The following is a 26398-nucleotide window of genomic DNA, read 5'->3' on the forward strand; positions in this document are numbered from 1 at the left end:
GCTTCCGCGTAGCGCCAGTAAAGCGGCAATCGGGAGTTGCCGCTTTTACCTTGCCGCAAAACAAATGTGGGAGGGGGCTTGCCCCCTCCCACACCTTGACTGCGTGCGACTTACTTGGCCTGGTAAATGATCCCAGGACTGCACTGCACCATCTGGAAATGATCCGGCAGGCCGTTCAGCGCCTCGGATGCACCGAGGAACAGATACCCCCCACGCTTGAGCGTGCCGTGGATGCGCAGCAGGATGTCTTTCTTCACTTCGGCCGAGAAGTAGATCAGCACGTTACGGCAGAACACCATGTCGAACTTGCCCAGGCTGGCGTAGCTGTCGAGCAGGTTGAACGAGCGAAACTCCACCCGGTTCTTGATCGGCGCCTTGACCGCCCAACGCCCCGCCCCTTTCGGGTCGAAGTAACGCTGCAGGCGTTCCGGGGACAAACCGCGGCCCAGGGCCAGGCTGTCGTACTCGCCGGTCTTGCAGTTGGTGAGCATGGTGCCCGACAGATCGGTGGCGACAATTTGCGCGCCGGCCTTCAACTGGCCCATGTTCGTCCGTTCGAACTCGTCGATCGCCATCGAAATCGAGTACGGTTCCTGCCCCGAGGAACAGGCTGCCGACCAGATCCGCAAACGCTGACCCGGGCTGGCCTTGATCGCCTCGGGCAACACCTTGCTCTTGAGTACCTCAAAGGGGTAGGTATCGCGAAACCATAGGGTTTCGTTGGTGGTCATGGCATCGACCACCATTTCCTTGAGCCCGCTGCGCGGCTGGCTCTGAATCCGCTGGACCAACTCACCGAGGGACTTGATGCCCTGCTGTTCCATCAGTTTGTTGAGACGGCTGGATACCAGATACTGCTTGTTTTCACCGAGCAATATGCCACAGGCTTTTTCCAGGAAGACCCGGAACTGTTCGAAATCCAAATTACCCGTAGACAATGATACCGCCTCTTAAATCGTGTGACCGCCAGGGAAATTCCCCTAGCCGTGATCTGCTGCCTTGATCCGGTCGACTACCCGGGATGCCAGGTCATCAGGGCGGAACTTAGCCAGGAAGTCGTCAGCACCGACCTTCTTGACCATCGCCTGATTGAATACGCCCGACAACGAAGTATGCAGGATGATATGCAATTTTTGCATGCGTGGATCGTTGCGTATTTCAGCCGTGAGGGTATAGCCGTCCATTTCCGGCATCTCGATGTCGGAAATCATCATCAAGAATTCTTCTTCCGGCTTCTTGCCTTCATCCACCAGTTTGCGCAAGTAATCCAGCGCCTGGCGGCCATCGTTGAGCGCCACCACCTCAACGCCGATGGTTTGCAGGCAACGGGTCACCTGTTTACGCGCCACCGAGGAGTCGTCCACCGTCAGCACCCGCAGCGAAACCGCCTTGTGCGCCGTTTCGGCATCGACGACGCCAACCGAAATCGCTTCGGAAGTCGGTGCGACTTCGGCGAGGATTTTCTCCACGTCGATGATTTCGACCAACTGGTTGTCTACTCGCGTCACCGCCGTGAGGTAGTGATCGCGACCGGTGCCCTTGGGCGGCGGATGGATCTCTTCCCAGTTCATGTTGACGATACGTTCCACCGAGCGCACCAGGAAACCCTGGGTCTTGGTGTTGTATTCGGTAATGATCACAAACGGGTTCTCGCGGTCTTGCAGGCCGGCCGAACTCGTGGCCAATGCCAGGTCGAGAATCGGGATGGTCGCGCCACGGATGTTGGCTACGCCACACACCACCGGGCTCGACTTGGGCATGATCGTCAGCTTGGGACACTGCAGCACTTCCCGCACTTTGAACACGTTGATGCCATAGAGCTGCTTGCCGTCCAGGCGAAAAAGCAACAACTCCAGGCGATTCTGCCCTACCAGCTGTGTACGCTGGTTTACTGAATCCATTACACCTGCCATGCCCAGACTCCTACGCTAAAACCTTTGGGGGTACGACGCGCACCCAACACTAAACGGCACGAGCTTTGCTTTTTATTGGCTATGGATATGAAAACGACAGTTTCCCGACGCACCCGCCACTCACGGTATCGCAGATTGCTCTGCGCCTGGATGGCGTTGTTTGCCGTGGGCGCAGGCATCACTGCCCGCGCCGCCGACGTCACCTTGCCTGATCTACTTATCGGCGTCACCCAAGGCTTTCTTGAATTCACTGTAGAAGATTATCTGGCAACCACCCAGACGCCAGGACGCTATGAAATCCAGGTCAACCAATTGGATCCGCGCCTGCGCATGCCGATGTGCGACAAGGAATTGACAGCCAGCCTGGAAAGCCCGGCCCAGCCCATTGGTCGCGTGACGGTCAAGGTGCGCTGTGAAGGGACCTCGCCCTGGACCGTGTTCGTGCCCGCCCAGGTCAAACTGTTCCGCGATGTCGTCGTGGTGTCGCGGCCGCTCAAACGCAGCGGAATCATCGGCTATGAGGATGTCATCTTGCGCGAGCGGGACATCAGCCTGATCAACCAGGGTTACCTGACGTCAGTGGACCAGGCTGTCGGGCAACGATTGACCCGACCAATGGTCGCCGACCAGGTCATCACCCTGGTCCATCTTGAACAGGCAGAAGTCATTCGCAAGGGCGACCAGGTCATCATTTCCGCCAGCAGCGGCGGGCTGAATGTGAAAATGCCGGGCGAAGCGCTGTCCAACGGCGGCATGAGCGAACAGATCCGGGTCAAGAACCTCAATTCCAACCGCGTCATCAAGGCACGGGTCACCGCGCCGGGCCAAGTCGAGGTGGCTTTATAGATCACTGGAATAGGACGCCAGCTTTTCCTACACTGTACGCCTGACGTTCGTGCATGCAGGTTTATTGTCAATCGCGCCTAAAGTTTGTCCGGGTATGGCCGAAACCATGGCAAGCGTCCAAATACCCAGAGGTTTTTTATCATGGTCATCGATTTCAGCCGTTTGAATAACGCCCCGGCTTTGCCAGGCACTACGCGCACCAGCGGCACCAAGGACAGCGTAGACGCCAAGGCCCAGCCTCTGCCCGCCAAAGCGGAACAGGCCGGCGCCAGCCAAAGCGGGGAATCCGTACACCTGAGCAATGAGGCTCAACAGTTGCAGAAGGTCACTGACTCGCTGCGCGATCAACCCGTCGTCAATCAAGCCCGTGTGGCCGAATTGAAACAGGCAATCGCCGATGGCAGCTATAAAGTCGACAGCAACCGTGTAGCCAGCAAGCTGCTTAACTTCGAAGCCGAGCGCTAGGCAAAGGCCTGCGCCAGGCTTTTGGACGCTTAAAACCCAAGGCCAGCCATGCACCACGACGAAAATCTGCTTCAACTGATCATTGATGATCTGGCGCCGACGCAACAATTGCTCGAGCTGCTCAAAGAAGAATCCCTGGCCCTCTATGGCCGGGATATGCCGCTGCTGGAAGAAATCCTGGCGCGCAAGCAGTCGCTGATTGTCCTGCTGGAACAGCACGGCAAGAAGCGTAGCCAGATTCTCGTCAACCTCGGCCTACCGGCAGATCAAGACGGCCTCGCTCAGTTGGCCAGTCATTCCTCGGTCGGCGATCGGTTGCTGGCCCAGAGCAAAGAACTCAATCAATTACTCACCCAGTGTCAGGAAGCCAACCTGCTCAACGGTCAGTCGATCCAGCTTCAGCAAGCCACGACCGCCAATCAGTTGCGCATACTCCATGGCGGCGAACCTCCGGCCCTGTATAACGCCCAAGGCTCTACCTCGCGCCTGGTCAAGCCAAGCACCCGCAGCCAAGCCTGACGTCGGTTTAACGTGCGCCCTATCCAAGGCGTGCGACATACTGGCAAAATGATGGTTCTTGCGTGTAGTCGTATTTTGTCAGGAGATGGAAGAACCGTGTTCAACGCCCTTAATGCGGAAGAAGCTCCGCAGCCACCCAAGGTGTTCACCACGCCTCTGGAAATCGCTGGCACCTTGCGCATGCTGCAAGAAAGCCATGACCCGCTGATCATCACCTTCCATGAACGCAGCCAGCGCTTTCAAAGCTACCTGGTCGACGTCGACCGGGACAGCAAGACCCTGGCCCTGGACGAAATGATCCCCCGCGATGGCGAACGCTACCTTGAGAATGGCGAACCCTTCCGCATCGAAGGCTTTCACGACGGCGTGCGCGTTGCCTGGGAAAGCAACGGCACCCTGAGCATCAGCGAAAAAGGCGGCCACCGTATCTACAGCGGCAACATGCCGGACGAAGTGGTCTACCATCAGCGCCGCAATGCGTTCCGCGCCGCGCTGAAACTCGCGCAATTGGTGAATATCGAGTTGGGCGGCGAGAAACTCAAGGCGCCGGTCAGCGGCAAGCTGCTGGATATCTCCGCCACCGGCTGCAAATTGCGCTTTGAAGGCGATATTTCCGAGCGCCTGCAGTTGGGCCAGGTCTACGACCGTTTTATCGCCGCACTGCCCTTTGGCAGCATGACCACCTCGGTCGAACTGCGTTACCTGCACTTCGAAGAGAAGATCAACACCACCTTCGCCGGCGTGCGCTTCCACAACATGAGCGGCCTGGTGCAGCGCCAGGTCGAGCGTTTTGTGTACCAGTTGCAACGCGAAGCACGACGCTTCGACAAAGACGACGATTTTTAAGCATTCAGATCGCGATAAAAAACGGGCAGACCCTTTGGGGATCTGCCCGTTTTTGCATTCAGGGGCGCGCCCTGCTCAGGCCGTGGGGATGCTCATCCGGGCCCGGTGGTTCCGGCGGCCCTTCGAAGAGCGGCTCATCCGCTGGTGATTCCGCGTCGGTTTCAGGCTCGGGCTCGACAACCGCCGTCTGCATCTGCTCCTGCACCATCTGCTCATCGACCCGCGGATCGAGGGCCGCCACCAGCGGCGAGCTGGACATGCTGTCAGGCATTGCCACGTGCTGCAGCGGTGCATCGTCGACCTGATGCAGGTTGGTCACCGCTTTAGGCCGGATACGCCACACCAGGATCAGCGCGCACAGGCTGAAAAACGCGTACAGCATCTGGCTGCCAAACAGCTTCATCACCACACCGGCCAGCAACGGCCCGATACTGGCGCCCACGCCATAGGTCACCAGCAGCATGGCCGTCAGCGATACCCGACGATCGCCTTCGACGTGGTCGTTGGAAAACGCCACGGCCAGCGGGTACAGGCAGAACTGCACCAGCGAACACAGGAACCCGGCCACGAACAGCACTTCCAGCGGCACCTTGCTCAGGATCGCCAACGGCAATGCCGCCACCGCCAGGCACAGGGCGAAGCAGCGAATCAACAGTGCGCGATCGTAACGGTCCGACAGCCAGCCCAACGGCCACTGCACCACCAACCCGGCAAAAATGCAGCTACCCATGAAGAGACCGACCTGCTCGGTACTCAGCCCCTGCTGGGACGCATAGAGCGGCGCCAAACCGTAGAACGAACCAACGATCAACCCCGCCCCCAGCACCGTGCTCAACGACTGCGGCACGCGCTGGATAAAGAAACGCGGCTCCATCGGCGCCGGACGCAGGGGCGCCGGGTGAATGCGCCGGGTCATCGCCACCGGCACCAGGCACAGGGCGAAGCACAGCGCGACCAGCATCAGCAACTCGGGGCCGAGTTGGGGATGCATCACCAGGATCAACTGCCCCAGCACCAGGCCAAGGTAGGACGCAATCATATAGCCGCTGAACACTACGCCACGCTGCTTGGCATCCGCCTGCTCGTTAAGCCAGCTTTCGATGACCATGTACTGGCACATCATCCCCAGGCCCACGATGACCCGCAGCACGATCCAGGCCGGCAGCCAGTCGATCAGGCCATGGCCCAACACCGCCGCGCCGACGATCCCGGCACAGGTGGCATACGCGCGGATATGCCCGACCCGGGCGATCAGGCGGTGGCCGATCTTGCCGCCCAGTACCAGGCCGGAATAGTTGGCCGCCATCAGCGCACCGACCCACAGGCTGTCGACGTTGTCGGCCGCCAGGCGCAAGGCCAGGTACGTACTGAGCAGGCCGGAGCCGATCAGCATCATCAAGGAGGCGAAATAAAGGGCTCGAAAAGATTTCCAGATCTGGCGCATCGGCGTTCCGAGCGGCTCCTTGCAGTGAGGGTCAGGGCTACCGGCATGATAGTCCCGGGGGTCGGGTCCGGACAGGCACCAGGCGCTGTTTCCGGGGAATATTTTGTGTGAAAACGATGGACTACAGCTCAGACGCTACTGGGTGACACACAAGGTACAAGGTTGCGCGAAATACTCGCCGCACCACCTGTGAACCTCGATCACGCGCAAGGTTCGACCGAGTGTTGAAAAGACCGAGCACGCCCCAAAAGCCCCCCCGCCGCGCCTGCACATGATTACCCGCACGCCGGCGTCGCCGATGCGTATCGCCGCTAATTGTTACTGTTTTATCAACATTGTTTTCCAGTCTTATGGATTTATCCAAAAAACCAGCGCTATAGACTGGTCTACGCGTTAATCCACCGCGATTAACCGGCGAATCAGTCGGAGTAAAGCATGTAACCCGAACAAGGCCGACAGAGCCTTCGGAACGATTCACTCGCGACTGAGCACGTGGACAGTCGTCAAGCGGGCGTAATACAGCCGCCAACGTTTTCGTTATCCCTCCTGCCGAAACTCAATCAGCCTCTATTAAGCATCCAGTTCGTTATCGAACGGCGCTTTCAACGTGGAGGGCTGGGGCGAAAGAGTGTCGGCATCCAGACCATGAATACGGGGATGGCCAATTATTACGCTGATTTCCAAAGCTCGCTTGCCGTCGGCAAGCCAGCCTATCGGGATCATGGAAGAACCGCACCCGGCCAACTAAAGGCCGAACTCAATATTCGGCCAAGTTGTTGGTAAATAGCGCAAACCGTTACGTATTTCCCCAACTGAGCATATACAAATATGACAGACGATCATCGATCTCACTCTGGAAGATCCTCAATGAGCACTATTGCAAGGGGACTGTTTTCCCTGCTTGTTTTTGCCGTGGCACTGGCGTTGATTTATGGCGGATTCAAGCTGGTAGCACTCGACGGGTCGAGTTATTACTTGCTGGCTGGCCTCGCCTATCTGTTGTTGGCGGCACTGTTTGTCTTGCGTAAACCTATCAGCATCGCCCTCTCCGTCGTCATATTCCTCGCCACCTGTGTGTGGGCGTTCTACGAAGTGGGTCAGTTCAGCTACTGGCAACTGCTGCCGCGCCTGGTGGTGCCGGCGATCATCCTGACCCTCAGCTTGTGGGTCGGTGCCGCATTCCCGGAAACAGCCTTGAGCACCCGGCGCACGGCGAACCGATTCGGCTTCGCCGTATTCCTGGCCTTGATCGCCACCTTCATTGCGGCGTTCTACCCGCACGGCGGGATCTCGAACCCTGTGGCCGCGACTGACTCGAGCAAGGCCACGAGCCCCGCCAGCGCACCTGAAAACTGGGAGTTCTTCGGGCGCAATGCGTCAGGGACGCGGTTTGCGCCTTACACGCAGATCACGCCGGGAAACGTCAAGGACCTGCAAGTAGCCTGGACCTACAGAACCGGACGTAGGACCACCGGCGCCGGCGCTGGCGTTGATGAAAACACCCCGCTGCAGATCGGCAACGTGCTGTATTCGTGCACCCCGGAAAACCTGATCACCGCGCTGGATGGCGATACGGGCAAGGCGATCTGGACGTTCGACCCTCACGCCAAAAGCGAAGAGCATGTGACGTGCCGTGGCGTGGGCTATTACGACATCGATAAAGACGACAGCCTGAGCGCGGCGGTCAAGGCCTCGTATACCGATCAGCAGCAATGTCGCCAGCGTATTCTGGTGTCGTCGGTAGATGCCCGCCTGTTTGCACTTGACGCGCACACCGGCGACCTGTGCCAGAGTTTTGGTGACAACGGTTACGTCGATCTCAAGAAAGGCATGGGCCCGACCGAGAACAGCAAGCGCTATCACCCGACCTCCCTGCCTGTGGTCATGGGCCACCTCACGGTGGTGGGCGGTTGGGTACGCGACATTGTGGCAGGCGAGCCTTCCGGCGCCGTGCGTGCCTTCGACGTGCTGAGCGGTGCGCTGGTGTGGGCATGGGACGTCGGCGCGCCCGAAGGCAGCGACCCGACCGCGGCCGATCACCCGTTCACGCTGGAAACACCTAACGTATGGACGATCCCGACCTACGATAAAGAGCTGAACCTGGTCTACTTGCCGACCGGCAATGGCCCGCCCGACTATTGGGGCGGTGATCGCAACGCCGTCAAAGAAAAATTTGGTTCGGCCGTCGTGGCAGTCGATGCCTCGACCGGCAAAGCCAAATGGGTCTACCAGCTCATTCACCATGATGTATGGGATTACGATCTGCCATCGCAGCCGGTTCTCTATGACATCAAGAATGCCCAAGGCGTGAAAACCCCCGTCTTGATCCAGACCACCAAGACCGGCCAGATTTTTGTGCTGGATCGTCGTACTGGCCAGCCGGTCACCGAGGTGCAGGAGCGTGCCGTTCCGACTTCTCCTGCGGCAGAAGGCGAACACTTGTCGCCGACGCAACCGTACTCGGCCGGCATGCCGGTGATCGGGGCCGACCCACTGACTGAAAAGTCGATGTGGGGCGTGTCGACATTCGACCAACTGTATTGCCGGATCATGTTCAAAGATTCGGTTTACGCGGGGCCGTTTACGCCGCCAACCGAAAAGCCGTACATCGAATGGCCTGGCTTGCTGGGCGGGATGAACTGGGGTGGCATCTCCATCGATGAGAACACCGGCACGATGTTCGTCAACGACATGCGGATGCCGCTGCGGATGTCATTGGTGACCAAGGAAGAAACCAAGAAGTTCAAGGTGTCGACCGATGAAGTGCCGGGTTTCATGGGCACCATTCGCCCGCAAGTCGCCGGTATCTATGGCGGCGTGAAAATCGACATTCTCCAGTCGCCACTGGGCGTGCCGTGCAACTCCCCGCCCTTCGGCAGCATGAGTGCGATTGATCTCAATACGCAGAAACTGCTCTGGCAGGTTCCCATGGGCACCGTGCAGGACACCGGCCCGCTGGGGATCAAGACGCACCTGCAGATTCCGCTGGGCATGCCGACGCTCGGCGGTCCGACGTCGACAGCCTCTGGCCTGGTGTTCTTTGCGGGCACCCAGGACTACTACCTGCGCGCGCTCGATTCGGCCACCGGCAAAGAAGTCTGGAAAGCCCGCCTGCCGGTTGGCGCAGTTGCCGCCCCACTGATCTATCAGTCGCCCACCACCGGGAAGCAGTACGTGGTCATCTCCGCCGGTGGCATGAGCCATTCGCCTGACGTTGGTGATTACATCATTGCTTATGCATTGCCGGACAACATCAAGCCGTAATGCGTTAGTTGCCACTGCATGAAAATAACCCCCGTTTACGGGGGTTATTTTTCCAAGTCACAAAAGAACGGTGCAACCGATAAACAACGCGGGCCGTTGAGCTATTCCCCTACTTTCTCTGTAACGGAGCACATCCAAATGCTTTTTTCTTTCCGCGCCATGCTGACCAGCAGCCTGTGCAGCGGTTTGTCCCTATGCCTTTTCGCCCCATCCCCGGCACTGGCCGACGATCTGATGAACCGCTCTACACTCACTGGCGACTGGGGCGGTGAACGCCAAAAGTTGACCGACAAGGGCATCAAACTGACCGGTGACTACAGTTCCGAAACGATTTCCAACTTGCATGGCGGGATCAAGCGCGGCACCCGCTATTCGCAACAAATACGCATAGGCGCCCAGTTTGATCTGAGTAAGTTGCTCGACAGCCCCGATGCGGGACGCGTGCAACTGCTGGTTAACGACCGTCGCGGCCACAGCGCCACGGAAGATTTGCTTGGAAACCGCCTGTCGTCCCAAGAAAACTATGGCGGCGAATACACCCGGCTGACCGAGTTCAGTTATCAACGCAACCTGTTTTCGCCGGCCCTGTCCACCAAACTCGGCTTCATGGTGATGGGCACCGATTTCGGTGGTATGCCCATCTTGACCAACTTTGTGAGTGCCGGTTTTTGTGCACACCCACTGACCATGTCGAGCGGCAGTGGCTGGGGCAACTACCCGACGGCGCATTGGGGCGGCGAGTTGCGTTACGACGTCAACCCGTCGCTGACACTGCAAACCGCCGTATTCCAAGTCAACCCGGAATACAACACGCGCTCGTCCAAAGCGTTCTCCATGCCCAGCAACGGCACTACGGGAGCGATTTTGCCACTGGAGGCGATCTTCAATAACAACGCCTTCCTGAACGGCCAATACAAAGTCGGTTGGTACTACGACACCTCCAACGCCCCCAAGATCGGCAGTACGCAAAAGAGCAACAACCGTACCGGCGCCTATGTGTTGATTGACCAAGCCATCTGGCGGGATGAGCAAGACCCGCAAAGCGTACTGCGCCTCTTCGGCCAAGCGGCCAGCAGCAACGCGGCGACCTCGCCGATGCGCCGCTGGTACTCGGTGGGCCTGGTCAAACAAAAGCCTTTCGCGAGCCGCCCGAACGACTCCATCTCTTTTGGCTATGGGCGCGCCGTGCTCAACTCGCGCACACGAGATGTGCAAGAAGCCAAGGCGACCAACCTCGAAGACGCCGAGATGATCGCCAACCTCGACAACGGCGAGCAGATGCTTGAGCTCAACTACGGCGCACAGGTCACACCTTGGCTGCTGCTGCGCCCCGATCTGCAGTACTACATCGAGCCCGGCGCGTTTTCCGGCAAAAAACGTGACAACGCACTGGCGGCGGGGTTACAGGTCAAGGCGACGTTTTAAAAGCGTCGTCTGCACAGGGGGCATCCACTCGGTGCCCTCTTGCAATCGCACACGCAGGCGGTATCACACCAAACTGTCGGGCGTCCCCACTGCCTGGAACAACGTGCGGTCGGATAGCTTGGTCTGCAGCCCAATCAATATTTGCTCAAGCTCTACCCGGGCCTCTGCCTGGAGCCCCAGGCACATACCGATTCCGTCCGCATCCGTACTGAGTCGGGATGACATCGAGATCTTATAGTCGCCAGCACCTGCATTATCCATTTTATAGGCATGAAGATGCATTGAGTCGCCAATCAATGCCGGTGTTTCAAGATGGTCGAATTTAAATTCCTTGGTCATGTAGCTCAGCAGCTTGTCCTGGACCACCAACACCAGCTTCTTGTTGAGGTGTTCAAATGTCTGCACTTTGTGGTGCATTTGAACCAAGATGGTTTTTGCGGTCATTTTCCAGTTCATGCCGAAGGTTTTATTGGACTCTTCAGCACTGTCCGACCTGGAAATCCCTAGCGTTTCCAGCATTCTCTGGCGTTCTGGCCAGACCGTTCCGGTCGTATCGAGGGTCTGCAGCTCGATGCCAACGAAGTCCTTCACCTTTCCATCTTTTACCGACACCAAGAAATAATCGACACTTCCCCCCGGGATCGACACTTCGGGGATGATGTGAAGCTCGTTCCCCGGTTCATGGGTCGTCAATAGATGAAAACAGTCGGTAAAAATCTGCCTGCGCTCGATTAGCCGGACAGGACAGATGATTACCGGTTCCGGCACTTTTCCGTACAGCACGCTGCACGTACCGATAGAAATGTCGGGGTTGGACTTCCTGACTTTGTAGCAACGCTTGTTGGTATAGGCGCAGCGTTGAGCGCCAATCACGCCTTGCCAGTCGACGGAGCGATTATGCGTACCCTTCCCGAACAACTCTATTATTTTGCTCATAACAGCGTATTGCACCTGTCTTTGGTCATCTCAAGATACTGCTCGGAGATATCTATCCCGATCGACTTCAAGCCTAAGCGTTGCGCCGCGACCATCGTTGTTCCCGTACCGCAGAAAGGGTCGATTGCAATACCGCCTGGTGGGCAGGTCGCCAATAAAGGTATACGGCACAGGTCGACCGGATAGGGGGCAAAGTGGGTTTCCCGGCCCTGCGAATCTTCCGGGAGAATGTCCCAGACGTCAGACGGTTTACTCCCCTTCGGGTGGTATTTAAGAAAGTAATAACCTTTATCCCTGAGTTCCTTCGCTCGTCCCGATACTTTTTCACTGTCGGAGTGCGTCGCTCTTTGCTGGCCACGAATGATCATCCGGAAGTCTGATACTTTACCGCAAGACAAATCTGCGAGGATGCCGGCCAGGGCGGCATGTGCGGATAATTTTTCTGCGTCGCTCAACGAGGTCGACAACTCGATCTGGCGCTTGTAACGCACGCCCGAAACGCCCGTGGCGGAAACTATCGAGCCATTTACCACTTTGGATTCTCTGGGCTTGGACCGGACGGCATCAGCATTGTAATAATAGTTTTTTGACTGCTTCACAAAGTGAAACAAGTTCTCATGAACATTGCCAAGCCGGTCTTTGGTGTTGTCCATGCCGCCTTTCAGTTTGTTCCATATGATGCTGTTTCGAAGTATCCAGCCTTGATTGTCGGTAAGCTCGAAAACCACTCGCCAAGGAATCCCGAGCAGCCCCTTACCGCTATAAGAATCACCGAGATTGAGCCAGAACGACCCCGTCGACTTCAGCACGCGCTTGAGTTCCAGAAACACAGCGCAAAGATCTGCTACGAAATCCCGATAGTCTTTTTCCAGGCCTATCCCGCCGTTTTGATATTCCCGCTTCCCCCAGTACGGCGGCGACGTCATTGCAAAATCAACCGACTCGTCCGGCAGCGACTTCAATACGTCGAGGCAATCCCCGTTCAGAAGGAGGGGGCGTGTAGAAGATGACTGGCCGTACTTCAGAAGTGCAGAAGAAAAATCATTCTGGACGATGGTCGAAGGTTCAAACGCGTCTTTCTCCTGCGCAGAAAATAGTGCGGGGTCGTTAAGTTCTGTGTAGGTCATGAGGTGTCCAAACGGGAACGGCGGTAATGGCTACAGGATGGCCTTCTAACGCTGTCCTGATCAGACCCGGATGGTACAGAGCCTGAGGAAAGCCGGGCAAGCCAAACCGTACTGAAGGGACAGACGTTGAGCCACGGGGTGTCGACTCCCAGGGCTCGGTCAATTCGGTCGCCTTGCGATGGCGCAGAGCGACCTCATCGGATCAGCAAAGCTGCACCACTCTCTTTCGCTTCGCCTTTAGCCACCGACCTCTCCTGCTAGCGACGAACGCAGATCGGTGCTGACATACACTTATTGTTTTTATATACTATAATTTAACAAACTGACCAGTTAGTGATCAATCGTATGCTCGAATCAGATCTCCAGCGGCTTCACGCCAACGCCGATGCTGCCAGCCAATTCCTCAAGGCTCTGGCCAATCCGGATCGCTTGATCCTGCTCTGCCAGCTATCCCAAGGCGAGCGCAATGTCGGCGATCTGGAGTCGCTGCTCGGGATACAACAACCGACGCTTTCTCAGCAGTTGGCGGTGCTGCGCCGCGAAGGCCTGGTGGATACGCGCCGAGAAGGAAAGCAGGTGTTCTATCGCATCAGCAGCCCGGCGGCATTGGCAGTCATCCAAACCTTGTATCAACAATTTTGCGCTGGAGAAGCCTCATGAATATCGACTGGCTCAACTTCACTCCCTGGTCATCCCTTGCAGGCGGCGCATTGATTGGCCTGGCGGCCAGCCTTTTCGTCGTCGCCAACGGGCGTATCGCCGGCATCAGCGGTTTGATCGGCAGTCTTTTACAACGGGGCAGCGAAGGTGCGGGTGAGAAAGCGCTGTTTCTCCTCGGCCTGCTCGTCGCGCCGCTTCTATGGGGCTTGTTCGCCGCGCTGCCGCCGATTGAATTCCAGAGCGGCGGGGTCGGGCTGATCGTCGCCGGGGTATTGGTGGGTATCGGTACACGCTACGGTTCAGGTTGCACCAGCGGCCACGGCGTGTGCGGCATATCGCGCCTTTCGCCGCGATCGATGGTCGCCACTGCCTGCTTTATGTTCAGCGGTTTCCTTAGCGTATTTGTCCTGCGTCATCTGCTGGGAGCCTGGATATGAACAAACTGACCGCATTCATTGCTGGCCTGCTGTTCGGCCTGGGACTGCTGCTGGCAGGCATGGCCAACCCGAGCAAAGTATTGGCTTTCCTGGATCTGGCCGGTGCTTGGGACCCTTCCCTCGCGCTGGTCATGATCGGGGCGATTGGCGTCGCCATTGGCCCGCTGACCTGGGCGCGCCACCAATCCCGCTCGCTGCTGGGAAGGCCGATGCAACTGCCGACCAAGCGTGAGTTGGACCCGCGCCTGATCGGCGGCAGCCTGCTGTTCGGCATCGGCTGGGGAATAGCGGGCATCTGTCCAGGCCCTGCGGTGGCAATTCTGCTGACAGGACGCTGGCAAGCAATCGTGTTCATGTTGGCCATGCTGGTCGGCATGTTGTTGTTTACTGCGCTGGAGACCCGGCGCAACCACTGATCGGGAGATCGTCATGAAAGCGAACCTTGGAACCATTGACCGTAGCCTGCGCATTGTCGTCGGCCTGGTTCTCATTGGCCTCAGTCTGTCGGGCGTGATCGGCTGGTGGGGCTGGATCGGCTTAGTGCCACTGGCTACCGGTATTTTCCGTTTCTGCCCTTTGTACAGGTTGCTGGGCATCCAAACCTGTAACCGTTGCTGAGCAAAAAAACCCATAGCGTTCACGTGTACGAGGGCATTGGCGCAGCCGATTTTGTGGCTATGCGCCAAGCACGGGACGCTACGCTTGGCATATGTGCGTTGATCCCAACAGCTGGATCTATCAACGGACACGTCGAGTGGTTTCGTTTAAAGCTATTCTGCGCGGCGTCGTTTCAAAAGCTGTGTGAACAAGGAAATCTCAATGTCCGACCTGAACGATCCGCGCGTGTTCTTTGCCGCCGAGCGCACGTTGCTGGCATGGAACCGAACCAGCCTTTCGCTGATGGCATTTGGCTTTGTGATTGAACGATCCGGGCTACTGCTCCAGATGCTGAAACCGGACGCTCCGGGCTCTCCCGGAAAACATTTTTCATTCTGGATCGGGCTGACCTTTCTGATGCTGGGCTCCTGGGTTGCCTGCTGGTCATCCTGGCAATACAAAAAGGTGGTCAAGACCCTCAAACCCGTTGAGATCCCCCTTGGCTACAGCGTCAATACCGGCCCTGGCATCAATGTCATCACTGCAATTCTTGGCGTTTTGCTCATGGCCTATTTGTTCATGATGTGAGCAAGACTGGCCTGCATGACTTCACTCGACCTCCCCGATGGGCGGTAGACGGGTGCAGTCGAGCATCTCTCGACGAGCAAACGAACGAGTGTAACCCTGGCTCACCTTTGGACCCTGATTAAGTGAGTCGCCCATTCAAAAACAAAAAAGCCCCGCCGGAGCAATACCCGGCGGGGCTTTTTTGTTGGCCTTGTCTGTTGCACACCGCTGTCACGGGAAAAAATGAGCTGGCAGTGGATCGGCGCGAGAGGCTTTATTTGTATGGTGTCCCAGGGCCGGTTCGAACTGTAATCGGGACACAACACCCCATGAAAAACTAACGCCCCCTTATTTTTCAATGAGATGCAATACGCAGCTGCTGCATATTAGAGCCAGTCCATAGCTATCCTCAATCTCACTAGAATCTGCACAAAATCTATTCAACCATCGATTCCGGTAAAATCCGCCGCCATCACTACCAGGAGGTCACGATGGAAAAACAGCATGAAATCCAGATGCTGCCTGGGACGTGGTTGCAGATTCTTCATTGGAGCCCGCCGTGACAGACGTCAGCGCGCTGATGATCGGGTGATGCTCAGTCGCGGTGGAGGAACACGCAAGAACGCTTTGGCCCTTGGTCAACGGTGTATCAGCGATTCCGCGACTGGCGCAATCGCGGATTCTTCGACCGGCTGCACATCCGATAAGCGAACGGCGCTAGATTGATCTGGAAAGCTGGCTGATCGACTCCACGGCTCTACGTGCAACCCGGGCCTCATCAGGCGCCCGGAAAAAAGAGGCCCAAAGCACCGCAAGACTACGCGCTCGCGCGGAGCCGGGGTCGGTATGACAAACAATATTTACATGCTGTGCGATGCCGACGGATTGCCTCTGCCCTTTCTGTTGTCCGTCGGACAAGCAAGCGATATCGCTTACGCCCACCCTCTACTGGATGCGACTCACTTTCCGAGGCTGCGCGGGCGTCCTCGCAAACGCTGCCGGTGCTTGCTGGCCGGCAAGGGGTACTACGCCGACGTGTTGCGCCGGTACCGGGATCGCGACTGAATGCGGGCAGCCATCCCTCTACGCAGCATGAAACGCAAACCCAAGCCGAGCTTGCCCAGGTTGTTTGACAGCCGGCAATATCATCGAACGCATGTTTGGGTGGCTAAAAGAGAATAACCGCATCGTGACGCGTTTCTACAAGCTCTTTAAAAGCTCTGCCGCCGTGGTCTCCTTGGCCTGTGCGCTGCGGTGTTTGTAAAAACACACTTCATTCAAAGCCAAGATCCATGGGCACAATGAACCCAATCGTACATGAACCTTCATGCTTTCCTAGCATTGCGCGCCCTTCAGACTGTCTGGTGAAGGGGTTTCGCCAAAGCGACCGCACATTAAATGAATAGCTATATAACTAGCTTTCTGATGGAGCACGATAGCGCCAATTTAGATACACCGCGATATCTGAGGCCGGCAAAAGCACTCGACGCGCTCTTCCAACGGCTAGCACATCCCCTGTGCCCTCATCAAATTTGCAATAATCTGTACTTAAAAGCAGATCAAAAAATATAGATGCAACCTTGCCCATCGCATTTAGCTGATCCCACCCGTTATGGCCATTAGGAATAATATTAGCGACAGAATTCAAGGCCGCTTTATCCGCCTCCAGCTGACTAACTTTTTCTTGCAAACGTTTAACCAATACACTTGACTGTTTCAGTCGTACCTTGTGAGACTCTAGTACATTCCCGACAACAGGATCAATATTTCGCAGCGCGTAATTTTCGACCCCCTCTCGCTGAAGCATATAGGAATCTATTATTGGGCGATACTTCCCTTCCCTCTTCAACAAAGTGGTAAAATCCAGCACACATGGCTCCGACGCATCGGATTTAGAACCTTCTAGATCCTTGGCCATTTTGCCAGATATGAATTTAGCCAAATCTGTGACTTTCATCACAGGAGTATTAAACTCGCTCATATCCTTGAGGATTGAAATTACTTTTTTAGTTTTTTCATCAACGCAAGTCTCTTGCCATGAAGAAAAATTAGATCTGAGCATTAACCCTACTCCTTAGCCACCGCAATAACTGGGACATAATCATTAATCAACTTATTAGTACGACTGTCTTGAGCCTGCCAAATTGAAGCCAAATCTTCTATACCAATACCACTTGTCTTGAGCATTGATCGGATTATTGAAACTACCTCAACTGGAGAGTCAGAGATCGTGCCCTTAAAAATATCAAGTACGCTTACCTTCCCTGAAAGCAACGAAAGTTTTAGTGCCTTATATCTTGCTCGGGCGACCTCCGAGACCAAGTCAGGAAACTGGCTATCTTGATGAAGGCGAGATAAAATATAGAAAGCTGAATCTTCGTCAGCGTTGAATTGACGAAAATCCCGCTCCAGGATTTCCGGGCGATATGAATACAACTTATCTGAATCAGATTTGAATTTTTCAGCAGCCGCTACCAAATGGTCTCTACACCAAATCCAAGCCAAAAGGTCACCAACCACAATGTCGAGACGGTTATCTACCTTGATTAATTCATGTTGATTTTCCCCTGGAATTCGGTCGGCATAATCATGCAATGACCGGACTTCATCTGTTAAATTAATCACCTTAACTTCTATTGCCTCAAGGTTATCGATACCTTTGACAGCATAAATACAAAAGCCACACCTATCTTCAATTCCAGCCGCTTTCATCTCGTCTGTACAGTCACCGTTTCTAGTGCAAATATGAGTGGAATAGTGCGCTAGCCCGGAGTGATGCCCTTGCGCAATGCGCTGCACTCCATCAAGTTGTTTATCGCTTCCCGTCGCGGAGATTGAAATACATCCAAAATCGTGAACAGCTTTTCGGGGGTCTGCGGAAAGTGACTTACGAAAAGTTGACCCCTCAAGTGCGGGGTCTATCGATGCGCCGCCCCATATCTGGTGAACCCCAAGTGCGAGTTTCTGTGATATTTGTGCTTTATCCTCATCATCCAGCTTCCTGTAATACCTTACGACTGCTTCAGATTTATGCGCGGTCTTAAATCTGCCAACATCTTTAGCAGACAAGAATTTTGACCAACTGTTAACGGTACTAGAACGAGTATGATGAGGGGTCATATCGGTGACTAAGCTTAGTGGACAAAACAAATCACCAGCTTTTGTGCGATTTTCTTGACCTGCAGTGACCGTAGCACCATAAGCAAAACCTTTAGCTTTGAGCTCAAATAACTTACAAGTAAGGTCATGCTCATTGAGAAAAAAATTAAAATCAACAAGAAATTTAACATACATCTCATTGTAAGCGCCCTCCGTCCTAGGAAGCCCTGAGGTAAAGCTACTTGAAAATAAAGGTTTGAATTTTGCTTTTTGCGTATCAACATTGCCACGATAGAAAACATCCACCTTAAAACTTTCAAGATCCACTAGAGATCTTATTTCACGTTGATACCGCAAAGCCTCGAGTGTCTGTAGTGCAACGTAGGATTTCACTGGAACTTTTGATACTTTATCTACTGCAACGTGTAGTTGAAAAGCAACCGAACCGGTGCCTTCAACAACATTTTTATCAAAGTTCATGCACAGCCAGCGTACACTTTGGTGTCTAAGACCACTATCTACTGCGGTTAAAACATGTACAACGTAGTGAGGATATAGCAAAGTGACAAAATTATTGTTCTTAAGTGGTACATTCCACCGCTCTAAAAAAACGCTTGGTATTTTCGAAATTCTGAATTGACGCCCACTCCAATAAAATGAGTTATCCCAGCCCAGCCTCATTGCAAGCGCGGTGAAATCTTTTTCATCCTTTATAGAAATATCACCAGAAGTGACATTATAATTAATTAATTTTATTGCATTAACTATGACTGCCAAATAATTTAAAGCTATTGAATATTGCCATTTCGTAAAAGGCCTTGCTTTGCTTTCATTTCTATTATTTGAGGGGGGCAAATCCATTTCGTGAATAGGATTTACAAAGCCTTCATACCCATGAACATGTTGATACTTAGCCTCTACCCAAGAAAAGAAATTTTTCAGCTGCAGCATTGCGGCGTAGGGTGCCGTCTCGGCATTTTTATCAAACATTTGTGTAAGAAAGGTTTTGAAAGATGGAGGAGCTCCAGTTACAGGCTCAACCGGTGAAATAAAAATATTGGATATGTCCTTCGGATGATATGGATAGTTATAGCTCCAGGTAATTCCTTCTATGGAGTACCATCGAGGCAAGAACTCAAAAAGATACAGATTAAATCGTGCTATCCCTAAAGCACTAACCTCCTCGCGCTCATAGGCTTTCTCTCCTAGATACTTAATTTGACTCTTCAGCCAGATATCTAGAGTATCCCTCAAGGATTCACACCAAGGGGCAAATAGATCAACCGTAGACATTCTCTTTGGAAGATAATCTCGTTTAACCCAGACTTTTACAAAATTGTATAACTCATCCACCGAGGCTACCGAGTCCTGAGAGCCAGTAATTTTTCTCTCTCTTATTTCTGAAGGGGTAGAGCCATTGCGTCGAAAGCGTATCGCCTGCTCTAGACGAGGCAAAAACTCATCCAGCGTAAAAGGAACTCGATCACCGTAGTAGTGGCATACATACTGCATAATAGCCCTGGTAGGAATTTCGGCAGTGAGTAATCGCTCTCCCATTGTATAGGTCAAGTGAATCTCAATAACTTCGTCTATATCTATTTGCTCCGGATTGGTAACTCCGCACATCCAAAATAGACGAGTCCCATACTGCGCAATTCTTTCACAAACCTTTTTGGGTATTCCTGACCAAAAATCACTTGCAGCGAGCTTGTATCTAGAGGAAATCAAAAACCTCATAAGCTCTGGATATGTTTCAAAAGCAAAATCCGTCCTAGTTCCAGCAGCCCCACTGCCTGAATTGGAGGATAATGCGCTAAAATTCGCTGGAATCGAAATAAAACCATTTTTATAAAGCATTACAAGCGTCAGCCACAGTCCGCGCTTGACCCAGGTATACACAGACTTCTTGTAGTCTTTTTTGGATGGGCCCAATATCATACCCATGTCTAAACTTTCTTGATCACTGCCTGCCGCAACATATTTAAACACCTCGAGTACCCAATCAAATGTATAATTAGCCTCCTCCAGTCCTGGCGCATAAACAAAATACTTAACAAAGCTAACTTGGCATGATTCCGGCCCGGCTGTGATAGTATCGTACGACCAGTGCTTCCCTTTCCCATATTCACTCTTTATAAACTTCGCTGCTTCTGCAATGCTAGCTTTGATAGCAGAGTCAACATCTGCATCGCCACCGATCCAGATGGGCATATCAGTATGATTAATCATGGCTTTAACATCTCCGGGTGATAGCCTATTTTTTTGTAACCATCTTCAATATCAGCGTGAGCTGTGCTTCTATCTAGATGGTCATAAACCAGAGTGCTTTCGAGTTTGACATGCGATACCAAGTCACTTGCGACTTCCACTCCGAGTCCGCGCCCATCACCTACAGGTACCTCATGGATAAGAAAAGTGACATAGCAGTGCCTGATATCGTGAGGCGACACATTAATAATGTTGTACTTCTTAAGTAAACGCTTGAACATCTTACGAACAACGCCTTCAGATGCCAAAGCTAATGGCTGCCCACGTGTTTTACCTTTTAGTACACGAAAAACAAACTTATGAGTTACCCAGCGTCTACCAGCATCAAAAACAGGATACTTATCTGAAACAAGTAACTCCGCGTACGAATCCCAAAAAATCTTGTCGAATGGTGGTATAAGAAAAACCGAATTATTTTTTCTTCCCTTCCAGCGCAGGCTCGTTACTTGAGACACCGACAACCCCATTTCATAGTAAAGGCTTGGCCTATTACTCGGATCTATAGCCAGTACGCTACTCGCATCCGAGTCAATGTCTATTGTGAGAGTCTGAAGTGCTTCTGAAATCCTCTCCCCCCCTGCCGCAAGCAATGCCAAAAGGCAGCGGTCTCGGACGTTTTTTATTTCGGGTAAGATCTCCAATAGTTTATGGAAGTCAAGTCGTAATTCTCCGATATAATGTCGCGCAGACCCACGATAATATTTAGGTAGCAAATTGACATAACTAGCCTTTATACCACCAGATATGCAACCAGCAAGAAATGACGTCTGATATATTCGCTGGGAATTTGATCGAGTAAATGTCATGTAAGACTTGTATGGAAATCCAATTCCTGGTTTATTACCGCCCTGCCCCAAAAGAATCATTTTCGGATTTGCACTCTGTACAAACTTATCTGACACCTCAAATGCAAACTTCAAAGCAGATCTATATACATTGACAGTACGCCTTTTTACCAAGCGGCGATTTAGTCTCACGCACACCATCCTGACTATTTCATCATCTGAATTGCAACCTACAGTCAAAGACTCGAAAAAAACATGCACGACATCCTCATACATCATCTCACCCGCTACTTTACCTAGCAGCAAAGAGCAAATTACGTACTCCACGACGAAATCTAAGTATCGAGCTAATGCTCCAACATAAGAATTCACTGTTAGTCTTGCCCGCCCCATAGCAATAAGGGCGCTACAGTATTGCTCCACCCCTGACACTACGATTCTGTCAGGAACAGACTCAATAACATATGTTTTCACACTATTTAATACTGCAGGAATCATTTTAAAATTTTTCATAGCGCCTCCACAGTCGGCTAAAGCTACTACGAAAAAAACCAACACCACAAGAACTTTTCTCCTCAAAAAACATGAAAAACCAACAAACAAACTCTTCTTTTAATGGCAATATCTTTTAATTATTTTCTGCAAGAATATATATACAAACCCAGACCACGACACCTTGGCATCCGACGCAGCTCAGGCAGATCAAGGTCTACGGCCAAACTTCACAAAAATCATTAACATGTCAATACTACTAATATTATCAATATATGAAATCCAAACATTACTTCTTGATCGAAATGATTTTTTTAATCTTAGTTAAAAAATTATGCATGGTCTTCGACACATTAAGAAATGCGGCTGGGAATCGGTACAACGAACTGCTTTGGTTCTTGCGGGCGACCTTTACCCCGCCCGCGTTTCCGGCGACGAGCTGGCATTGCGCCACATATGTGACCTTTCCACTGTAGGCACTGTCCCTCGCTTACCTGTACAGCGTGTGGATCGGTCGCCTTCCTTTTCCAACAGCTAGGTGTTCATCTTCGGAAATACTGATCGTAAACCAATCCACGGCAGTCACGGTTTGGGTATACGAGCGTAGCTTCTTAAGCTCTTCGACTACTCAGGTATGAGCTCTACGCTTGTCACGCAGCGCTCACCATGTGCCAATTTCAGTTAAGGGTATGCTCGTAAGATACTGATTCAAATGAAAATTATAATAGAGATTTCGTTTTTTTCCCTTGACCACTTCAGCCACATGGTCTTCAGTTCTCACTACCGTCCAAGAGAGAAATCACCATGAGATTTTCAGCTCTGTTCCACCCGGAATGCGCTCCCGTAGCTCTCGAAGGTGTTTTCCAATACGTGGTGTTCAGCGCCCTGCAGTGGAAGACCCCGAATCTTGATCTGATGGCAACCGCTAACAAACAGCGCTTCGCCGTCCTCTACAACCAGCCGCTAGAGGACAGGTTCGCAATCGAGACTCTCGAACAGGCACACATCCGAGGCGCAATGTCCGGGGTGAAGCTGGTTGCCGTTCACAAAGACGTGCTTCGTATCTTTTTGAGTGACGAAGTGGCGGGTTCCACTTTTTCTGCCATCGAAGCCCTATGGGAGCCGATCAAAGAACTGGAGCTCAATCGAAAGTTGGAAGTGGATTTTTCGTGTGAGCACGAGGCCTATTCAGGCCGTTCTGATTACTTGTTTTGGCGTGAAGTCAAGGAAGTCCTTGAGTCGAATAGCTTGGGGATTGAGCGCTATAACATACCGGTTCTCCATGACTGCGCTGAGGAAATATTAAACGGCGACGACCCAGTATCTCACCAGCTCCACGTTGACCTCCTCCAGACCGTTACCCGCCAGTCAGAAGCCCCCTCGGGGCTCCCCCCGAGGGTAGTGGACTCTGTAGCGTCGATGATGGGCCACTGTCGCTGTTCAATGACGGATTATTACGTCGGCGCGGGAAGCAAAAGTCCAGATGCCTAATAAAGCAATCGGATAGGTACTCAGTCTATCGTTGAGTGCCCGACGCAGGTACGGCTCACACATTCCTTCGCCACACGGTGCCCACCATGATCTATTCCCGCTTGCTTTATACCGAGCATGAGCAACCTCACAACGATGATGGTGAGGGCGCATATACGATTTTTTCTACACAACAGTTGTTTGGCCCTGACTGCGTTCCACTCGATGTTACGGGGATTCAGAAATTCGCTGTGCTCTGGGAGGATCAACCTGATACGAGAGTGATCGATTTGATCGAACAGTCGATCATCTTGAACCTTCTCTCCCCGGTGAAGCTGCTGAATGCCTCCAAAGGTATGCTCGTCGTCGTGTATGACGACGTATTAGTCGGTGAGAGTTTTGAGCTGTTTCATCTCGGTTGGGAAGAAATCGCTGCTGGTGTCATGTATGACGATTGGACTGTCCTACTTATCAAAGATGTCGCTGCAGGTTTAGGCTTTGATGGGGGCAGGATTTTCAGAAAGTTCGTTCGCGACATTCTTGACGACAACGAAATCGGAATCTTCGAGTTCACGCCTAAAATGTTCCTGTTTAAGGATGACTGGGCGCCTGAAAAAGTCTTCGGGCCACCAACTGATGAGGAACCCGAAGAAGAGCCGGAACAGCTGCGAGACGGGCCGGATCTCTTTGACGAGGACTTGGATTCGTGGCGAGAGTCGGCTACCGGTTCCAAGCCTATCCCATAGACACTGATGCTGGCCTGCGAAGTGGAGAATGCAGCTTTTGCGTGCCCTGCCGGGACGGCTGTCGTGAACCAGGCCCGGCGATACTCGCCGCCGTCCTGGCCCTACCGGGCTTCCATCCTCACGTCTGCGCGCTCCGCTTGCTTTTAGTGATCAGCCTTTGGCCCGGATGGCCCCTCGCCTACGAAAAAATTTCGCATCAGGCTCAAGGTTTTGCAAAACCAACCGTTTGTCATAGGTATGTACTCCCTTTGAGCGAACCGCTTTGATCCCACCAATCGATGATTACGCACTGCGTTTGAGTGCCGCCATTCCGTTTTTCAAGACGATCCTGGGCAACCGCCAGCACGATGCCTGGCAACGTCTGATCAGCTTCATCATGTCTTCAGAAACCCTTTCTGCATTTGATAAAGCAGCAGCCTATGTAGAGGGCTACGCACATGCGCTGGTCGACAGCGACCAGATCGACATTTCCATCGAACGAGATGTGTTGATCATCGAGACTGTCGACGCATGGCGATGCGCCCGTGTTGGCTCCAGCACCTCCACCTATTTGTAGCCACCAGTGAGTACCATGACTTCTATTTTTCAACGCTATGCCGACGACGAACCGTCTGAATTACGCATCCAGATGCCGCAGCGGGTTCTGGCTACAACCGTCAGTCATTACCCAATTGATGTTCTGGTAGGTCAGTGGGAAAAGTATCTGGTAGACCCCTCCTCCGCTCGTGAGCATTTTCCATGGGCAGCGCGATTCGTTATGGGCATGCCCGTGCCAACCTGGGCGCGCGGACTGGAATGGAACCTCGGTCAGAAGTCTCGTTTCATCTCAGCAATATGGTCAGGTGGGGATCTGGGCAGCTACCTCACGAATGACTGGTACGAGCCAGAAAGCGGTAGCAGGGCATTGGCCGAAAACAGTGAAATTTTGATTGATGGCCAACAACGTCTGCACAGCCTGGAAGAGTATCTCCTCGACCGGCTGGCGATTCCTGATGCACAAGGACAGCCAAGGATTTGGTCTGAGCTCGGCAACAGCGAAAGGAGACGTTTTCTGTCGACGATCTTTACCCATGCGCGGGTGTCTTCTGGCGACGAGGTAGCATTGCGCAGGACATACGATCTTTGCGCGCTGGGCGTAGTGCCTCGGTCATTTGATCAACGAGCTGTTCGGTAACGTTTAATCAAGGCGGTCGGGCGTATCCCTTCGGGATCGGCTGTCGTAAACCGAGCCCCGCTACGCTGGGTCTCGGCCCTTCGGGCTTCCATCCTTACGCTCTTCGACTATCCTGGTCTGCGCGCTCCGCTTGCGGAGCGATCCGACTCACCTTCTTGCTTGGACATTGGCTACCGCTCCCACATACTGCTAAACATCCGATCAAAGATGAGGCCGGGCAAATGGGTTGGCTCTTTTGGAAAGACAAGCGCCCCGCGTGGGTTCAGGCGGAAGAACGGGAATTCATCATGGCTGCGAACAACCTAAAATCGCTCCAGATAACGCCTCGCGGCGGCATGCGCATAGACCCCGAGGAGATCAGGGATCAGATCCTTGAGGCCCGAGAGTTATACAAAGATCTGGTTCAGAAACAACGGTAGCGAATAGGTAACCTGCTTGCAGCCACAGCCCTTTAGCATGATTTCAGAACTGCAAAACAAAGGTGTTCATTGGAGTTCTATTCACTGACACCATGGGCCCCAGGATGGTGGGTTCTCGATGATATCAATAGAGGTGCTCAGCTCGTGCTGCATGTGCTCGAAGACTTTATCGAGGCCGGGATGTGCTTTCGACTCTCGCAGTGCGCTCACTAGCTCCAGTAGCTCTCTTCCCTGTGACAAAGGCATTTGAACGTCGCAGTACACAGTGTCGTCATCGTCTGTCATACCCATAGGATTTTCTCCACATCACCCTGTTGTTCAGCTTCGCATCCCACAGAGGCGCCATTGCGTGCCCCTGCGGGGAAAGGCTGTCGTGAACCGAGCCTTGGCGACGCCTGCGTCTCGGCCCTTCGGGCTTCCATCCTACACGCCTGCGCGCTCCGCTTACCCAAGCCAGCCTGACTAAGCGACCTGCCAGGTGCTTGATTACACCCCACTTGACCACCCGGTTGCCTTGCCATTGCACAGCCAATCGCATTCAAGCTGGCCAGGCGTTGGCACTGCACTTATCCCACCTGTTGGCATCCGGCCTGCCAGCTATTGGCATCCCTTTGGTCAACTCGATTTGTGGCGATGGTCGGCGGATATAGCCCCAATATAGTCGTTCGGTAGCGGCAGAGATCGGCCCAGAGTGTGTAAAAACGTTTTTCAACGCGATTGGTGTCCAAAGTAGAACTGAAAATCGCGTCTCTACGCAAAATCCAGGTCGCCAACCAGCCGATAAATTTCAGATTTGGCATAGAAGCGCAGACTTCAATTTTGACTCAGCGTTTTTACACACTTTCGGCCAAAAGGGGGCATTCGTCTCGACAGTCAGTGGCCAAAGTGCTGAAATCAGC

At 53.4% G+C, this 26398-nt stretch carries 24 protein-coding genes and 1 pseudogene; 16 read left to right on the forward strand and 9 right to left on the reverse strand.

What is annotated here, in order from left to right; genetic code table 11:
• Positions 1–110: 110 nt before the first annotated feature.
• A complete protein-coding gene (gene cheR / locus MOQ67_RS24355) occupies positions 111–938 on the reverse strand; it encodes a protein-glutamate O-methyltransferase CheR (RefSeq protein ID WP_026140309.1) in 828 nt (275 codons plus the stop codon).
• A gap of 42 nt (positions 939–980) precedes the next feature.
• Positions 981–1913, reverse strand: coding sequence for a chemotaxis protein CheV (locus tag MOQ67_RS24360; protein ID WP_026140310.1), 933 nt, complete (start codon positions 1911–1913; stop codon positions 981–983).
• Between the two features lie 81 nt (positions 1914–1994).
• Between MOQ67_RS24360 and flgA the strand changes: the two genes are divergently transcribed.
• The 4 genes from flgA to MOQ67_RS24380 all read left to right on the forward strand — a co-directional run bounded on the left by flgA (position 1995) and on the right by MOQ67_RS24380 (position 4589).
• Entirely contained in the window at positions 1995–2759 is a 765-nt protein-coding gene (flgA, locus tag MOQ67_RS24365; RefSeq protein WP_032804943.1) for a flagellar basal body P-ring formation chaperone FlgA, read from the forward strand.
• A 141-nt stretch (positions 2760–2900) separates the two neighbouring features.
• Positions 2901–3224, forward strand: a complete 324-nt coding sequence (gene flgM / locus MOQ67_RS24370; protein WP_017849175.1) for a flagellar biosynthesis anti-sigma factor FlgM — start codon at positions 2901–2903, stop codon at positions 3222–3224.
• A 48-nt stretch (positions 3225–3272) separates the two neighbouring features.
• A complete protein-coding gene (locus tag MOQ67_RS24375) occupies positions 3273–3743 on the forward strand; it encodes a flagella synthesis protein FlgN (RefSeq protein WP_198718215.1) in 471 nt (156 codons plus the stop codon).
• A gap of 96 nt (positions 3744–3839) precedes the next feature.
• The gene (locus tag MOQ67_RS24380; protein WP_017849177.1) at positions 3840–4589 is read left to right on the forward strand and encodes a flagellar brake protein; all 750 of its coding nucleotides are present in this window, start codon (positions 3840–3842) and stop codon (positions 4587–4589) included.
• 58 nt (positions 4590–4647) lie between these two features.
• Here MOQ67_RS24380 and MOQ67_RS24385 read toward each other — a convergent pair whose 3' ends face one another.
• A complete protein-coding gene (locus MOQ67_RS24385) occupies positions 4648–6033 on the reverse strand; it encodes an MFS transporter (RefSeq protein ID WP_046382338.1) in 1386 nt (461 codons plus the stop codon).
• Between the two features lie 867 nt (positions 6034–6900).
• On the opposite strand from MOQ67_RS24385, the gene MOQ67_RS24390 reads away from it, so the two are divergent.
• Positions 6901–9297 carry a membrane-bound PQQ-dependent dehydrogenase, glucose/quinate/shikimate family gene (locus MOQ67_RS24390; RefSeq protein ID WP_232590494.1) on the forward strand — a complete coding sequence of 799 codons (2397 nt, stop codon included), beginning with the start codon at positions 6901–6903 and terminating at the stop codon, positions 9295–9297.
• 138 nt (positions 9298–9435) lie between these two features.
• The gene (locus MOQ67_RS24395) at positions 9436–10722 is read left to right on the forward strand and encodes a carbohydrate porin (RefSeq protein ID WP_017849181.1); all 1287 of its coding nucleotides are present in this window, start codon (positions 9436–9438) and stop codon (positions 10720–10722) included.
• Between the two features lie 63 nt (positions 10723–10785).
• Here the strand turns inward: MOQ67_RS24395 and MOQ67_RS24400 are convergent, their stop codons facing one another.
• Positions 10786–11658, reverse strand: a complete 873-nt coding sequence (locus tag MOQ67_RS24400) for a NotI family restriction endonuclease (protein ID WP_017849182.1) — start codon at positions 11656–11658, stop codon at positions 10786–10788.
• Entirely contained in the window at positions 11655–12785 is a 1131-nt protein-coding gene (locus MOQ67_RS24405; RefSeq protein ID WP_126587260.1) for a DNA-methyltransferase, read from the reverse strand. The genes MOQ67_RS24400 and MOQ67_RS24405 overlap by 4 nt, the downstream gene beginning before the upstream one ends.
• A gap of 345 nt (positions 12786–13130) precedes the next feature.
• On the opposite strand from MOQ67_RS24405, the gene MOQ67_RS24410 reads away from it, so the two are divergent.
• From MOQ67_RS24410 to MOQ67_RS24435, 6 genes and pseudogenes are all read left to right on the forward strand, one after another.
• A complete protein-coding gene (locus MOQ67_RS24410) occupies positions 13131–13445 on the forward strand; it encodes an ArsR/SmtB family transcription factor (RefSeq protein WP_017849184.1) in 315 nt (104 codons plus the stop codon).
• The gene (locus MOQ67_RS24415; protein WP_017849185.1) at positions 13442–13882 is read left to right on the forward strand and encodes a YeeE/YedE family protein; all 441 of its coding nucleotides are present in this window, start codon (positions 13442–13444) and stop codon (positions 13880–13882) included. Before MOQ67_RS24410 ends, MOQ67_RS24415 begins: the two co-directional genes overlap by 4 nt.
• Positions 13879–14298 (forward strand): YeeE/YedE family protein, encoded by a 420-nt coding sequence (locus tag MOQ67_RS24420; protein ID WP_198718214.1) that lies wholly within the window; start codon positions 13879–13881, stop codon positions 14296–14298. The genes MOQ67_RS24415 and MOQ67_RS24420 overlap by 4 nt, the downstream gene beginning before the upstream one ends.
• A gap of 13 nt (positions 14299–14311) precedes the next feature.
• Entirely contained in the window at positions 14312–14500 is a 189-nt protein-coding gene (locus MOQ67_RS24425) for a YgaP family membrane protein (RefSeq protein WP_017849187.1), read from the forward strand.
• A 201-nt stretch (positions 14501–14701) separates the two neighbouring features.
• Complete coding sequence (locus MOQ67_RS24430) at positions 14702–15067, forward strand: YidH family protein (protein ID WP_198718213.1); 366 nt, start codon at positions 14702–14704, stop codon at positions 15065–15067.
• 508 nt (positions 15068–15575) lie between these two features.
• A pseudogene (locus MOQ67_RS24435) lies at positions 15576–16310 on the forward strand (IS5 family transposase).
• A gap of 150 nt (positions 16311–16460) precedes the next feature.
• Here the strand turns inward: MOQ67_RS24435 and MOQ67_RS24440 are convergent.
• The 3 genes from MOQ67_RS24440 to MOQ67_RS24450 are packed head-to-tail and all read right to left on the reverse strand — an operon-like array spanning position 16461 to position 21711.
• A complete protein-coding gene (locus MOQ67_RS24440; RefSeq protein WP_236456646.1) occupies positions 16461–17108 on the reverse strand; it encodes a hypothetical protein in 648 nt (215 codons plus the stop codon).
• Positions 17109–17113: 5 nt separating this feature from the next.
• Positions 17114–20374, reverse strand: coding sequence for a hypothetical protein (locus MOQ67_RS24445; protein WP_448675631.1), 3261 nt, complete (start codon positions 20372–20374; stop codon positions 17114–17116).
• Positions 20371–21711 (reverse strand): tyrosine-type recombinase/integrase, encoded by a 1341-nt coding sequence (locus MOQ67_RS24450; protein ID WP_448675632.1) that lies wholly within the window; start codon positions 21709–21711, stop codon positions 20371–20373. Before MOQ67_RS24450 ends, MOQ67_RS24445 begins: the two co-directional genes overlap by 4 nt.
• Before the next feature lie 783 nt (positions 21712–22494).
• On the opposite strand from MOQ67_RS24450, the gene MOQ67_RS24455 reads away from it, so the two are divergent.
• The 4 genes from MOQ67_RS24455 to MOQ67_RS24470 all read left to right on the forward strand — a co-directional run bounded on the left by MOQ67_RS24455 (position 22495) and on the right by MOQ67_RS24470 (position 25080).
• The gene (locus MOQ67_RS24455; RefSeq protein WP_448675633.1) at positions 22495–23181 is read left to right on the forward strand and encodes a hypothetical protein; all 687 of its coding nucleotides are present in this window, start codon (positions 22495–22497) and stop codon (positions 23179–23181) included.
• Positions 23182–23267: 86 nt separating this feature from the next.
• Entirely contained in the window at positions 23268–23906 is a 639-nt protein-coding gene (locus MOQ67_RS24460) for a hypothetical protein (protein ID WP_236456158.1), read from the forward strand.
• 262 nt (positions 23907–24168) lie between these two features.
• Entirely contained in the window at positions 24169–24462 is a 294-nt protein-coding gene (locus MOQ67_RS24465) for a hypothetical protein (RefSeq protein WP_448675634.1), read from the forward strand.
• A 15-nt stretch (positions 24463–24477) separates the two neighbouring features.
• Positions 24478–25080, forward strand: a complete 603-nt coding sequence (locus MOQ67_RS24470; protein ID WP_448675635.1) for a hypothetical protein — start codon at positions 24478–24480, stop codon at positions 25078–25080.
• Between the two features lie 500 nt (positions 25081–25580).
• Here the strand turns inward: MOQ67_RS24470 and MOQ67_RS24475 are convergent, their stop codons facing one another.
• On the reverse strand, positions 25581–25790 hold the full coding sequence (locus tag MOQ67_RS24475) for a hypothetical protein (RefSeq protein ID WP_236456152.1): 210 nt from the start codon (positions 25788–25790) through the stop codon (positions 25581–25583).
• Positions 25791–26398 lie beyond the last annotated feature (608 nt).

The organism is Pseudomonas sp. LY-1 (genome assembly GCF_053502595.1).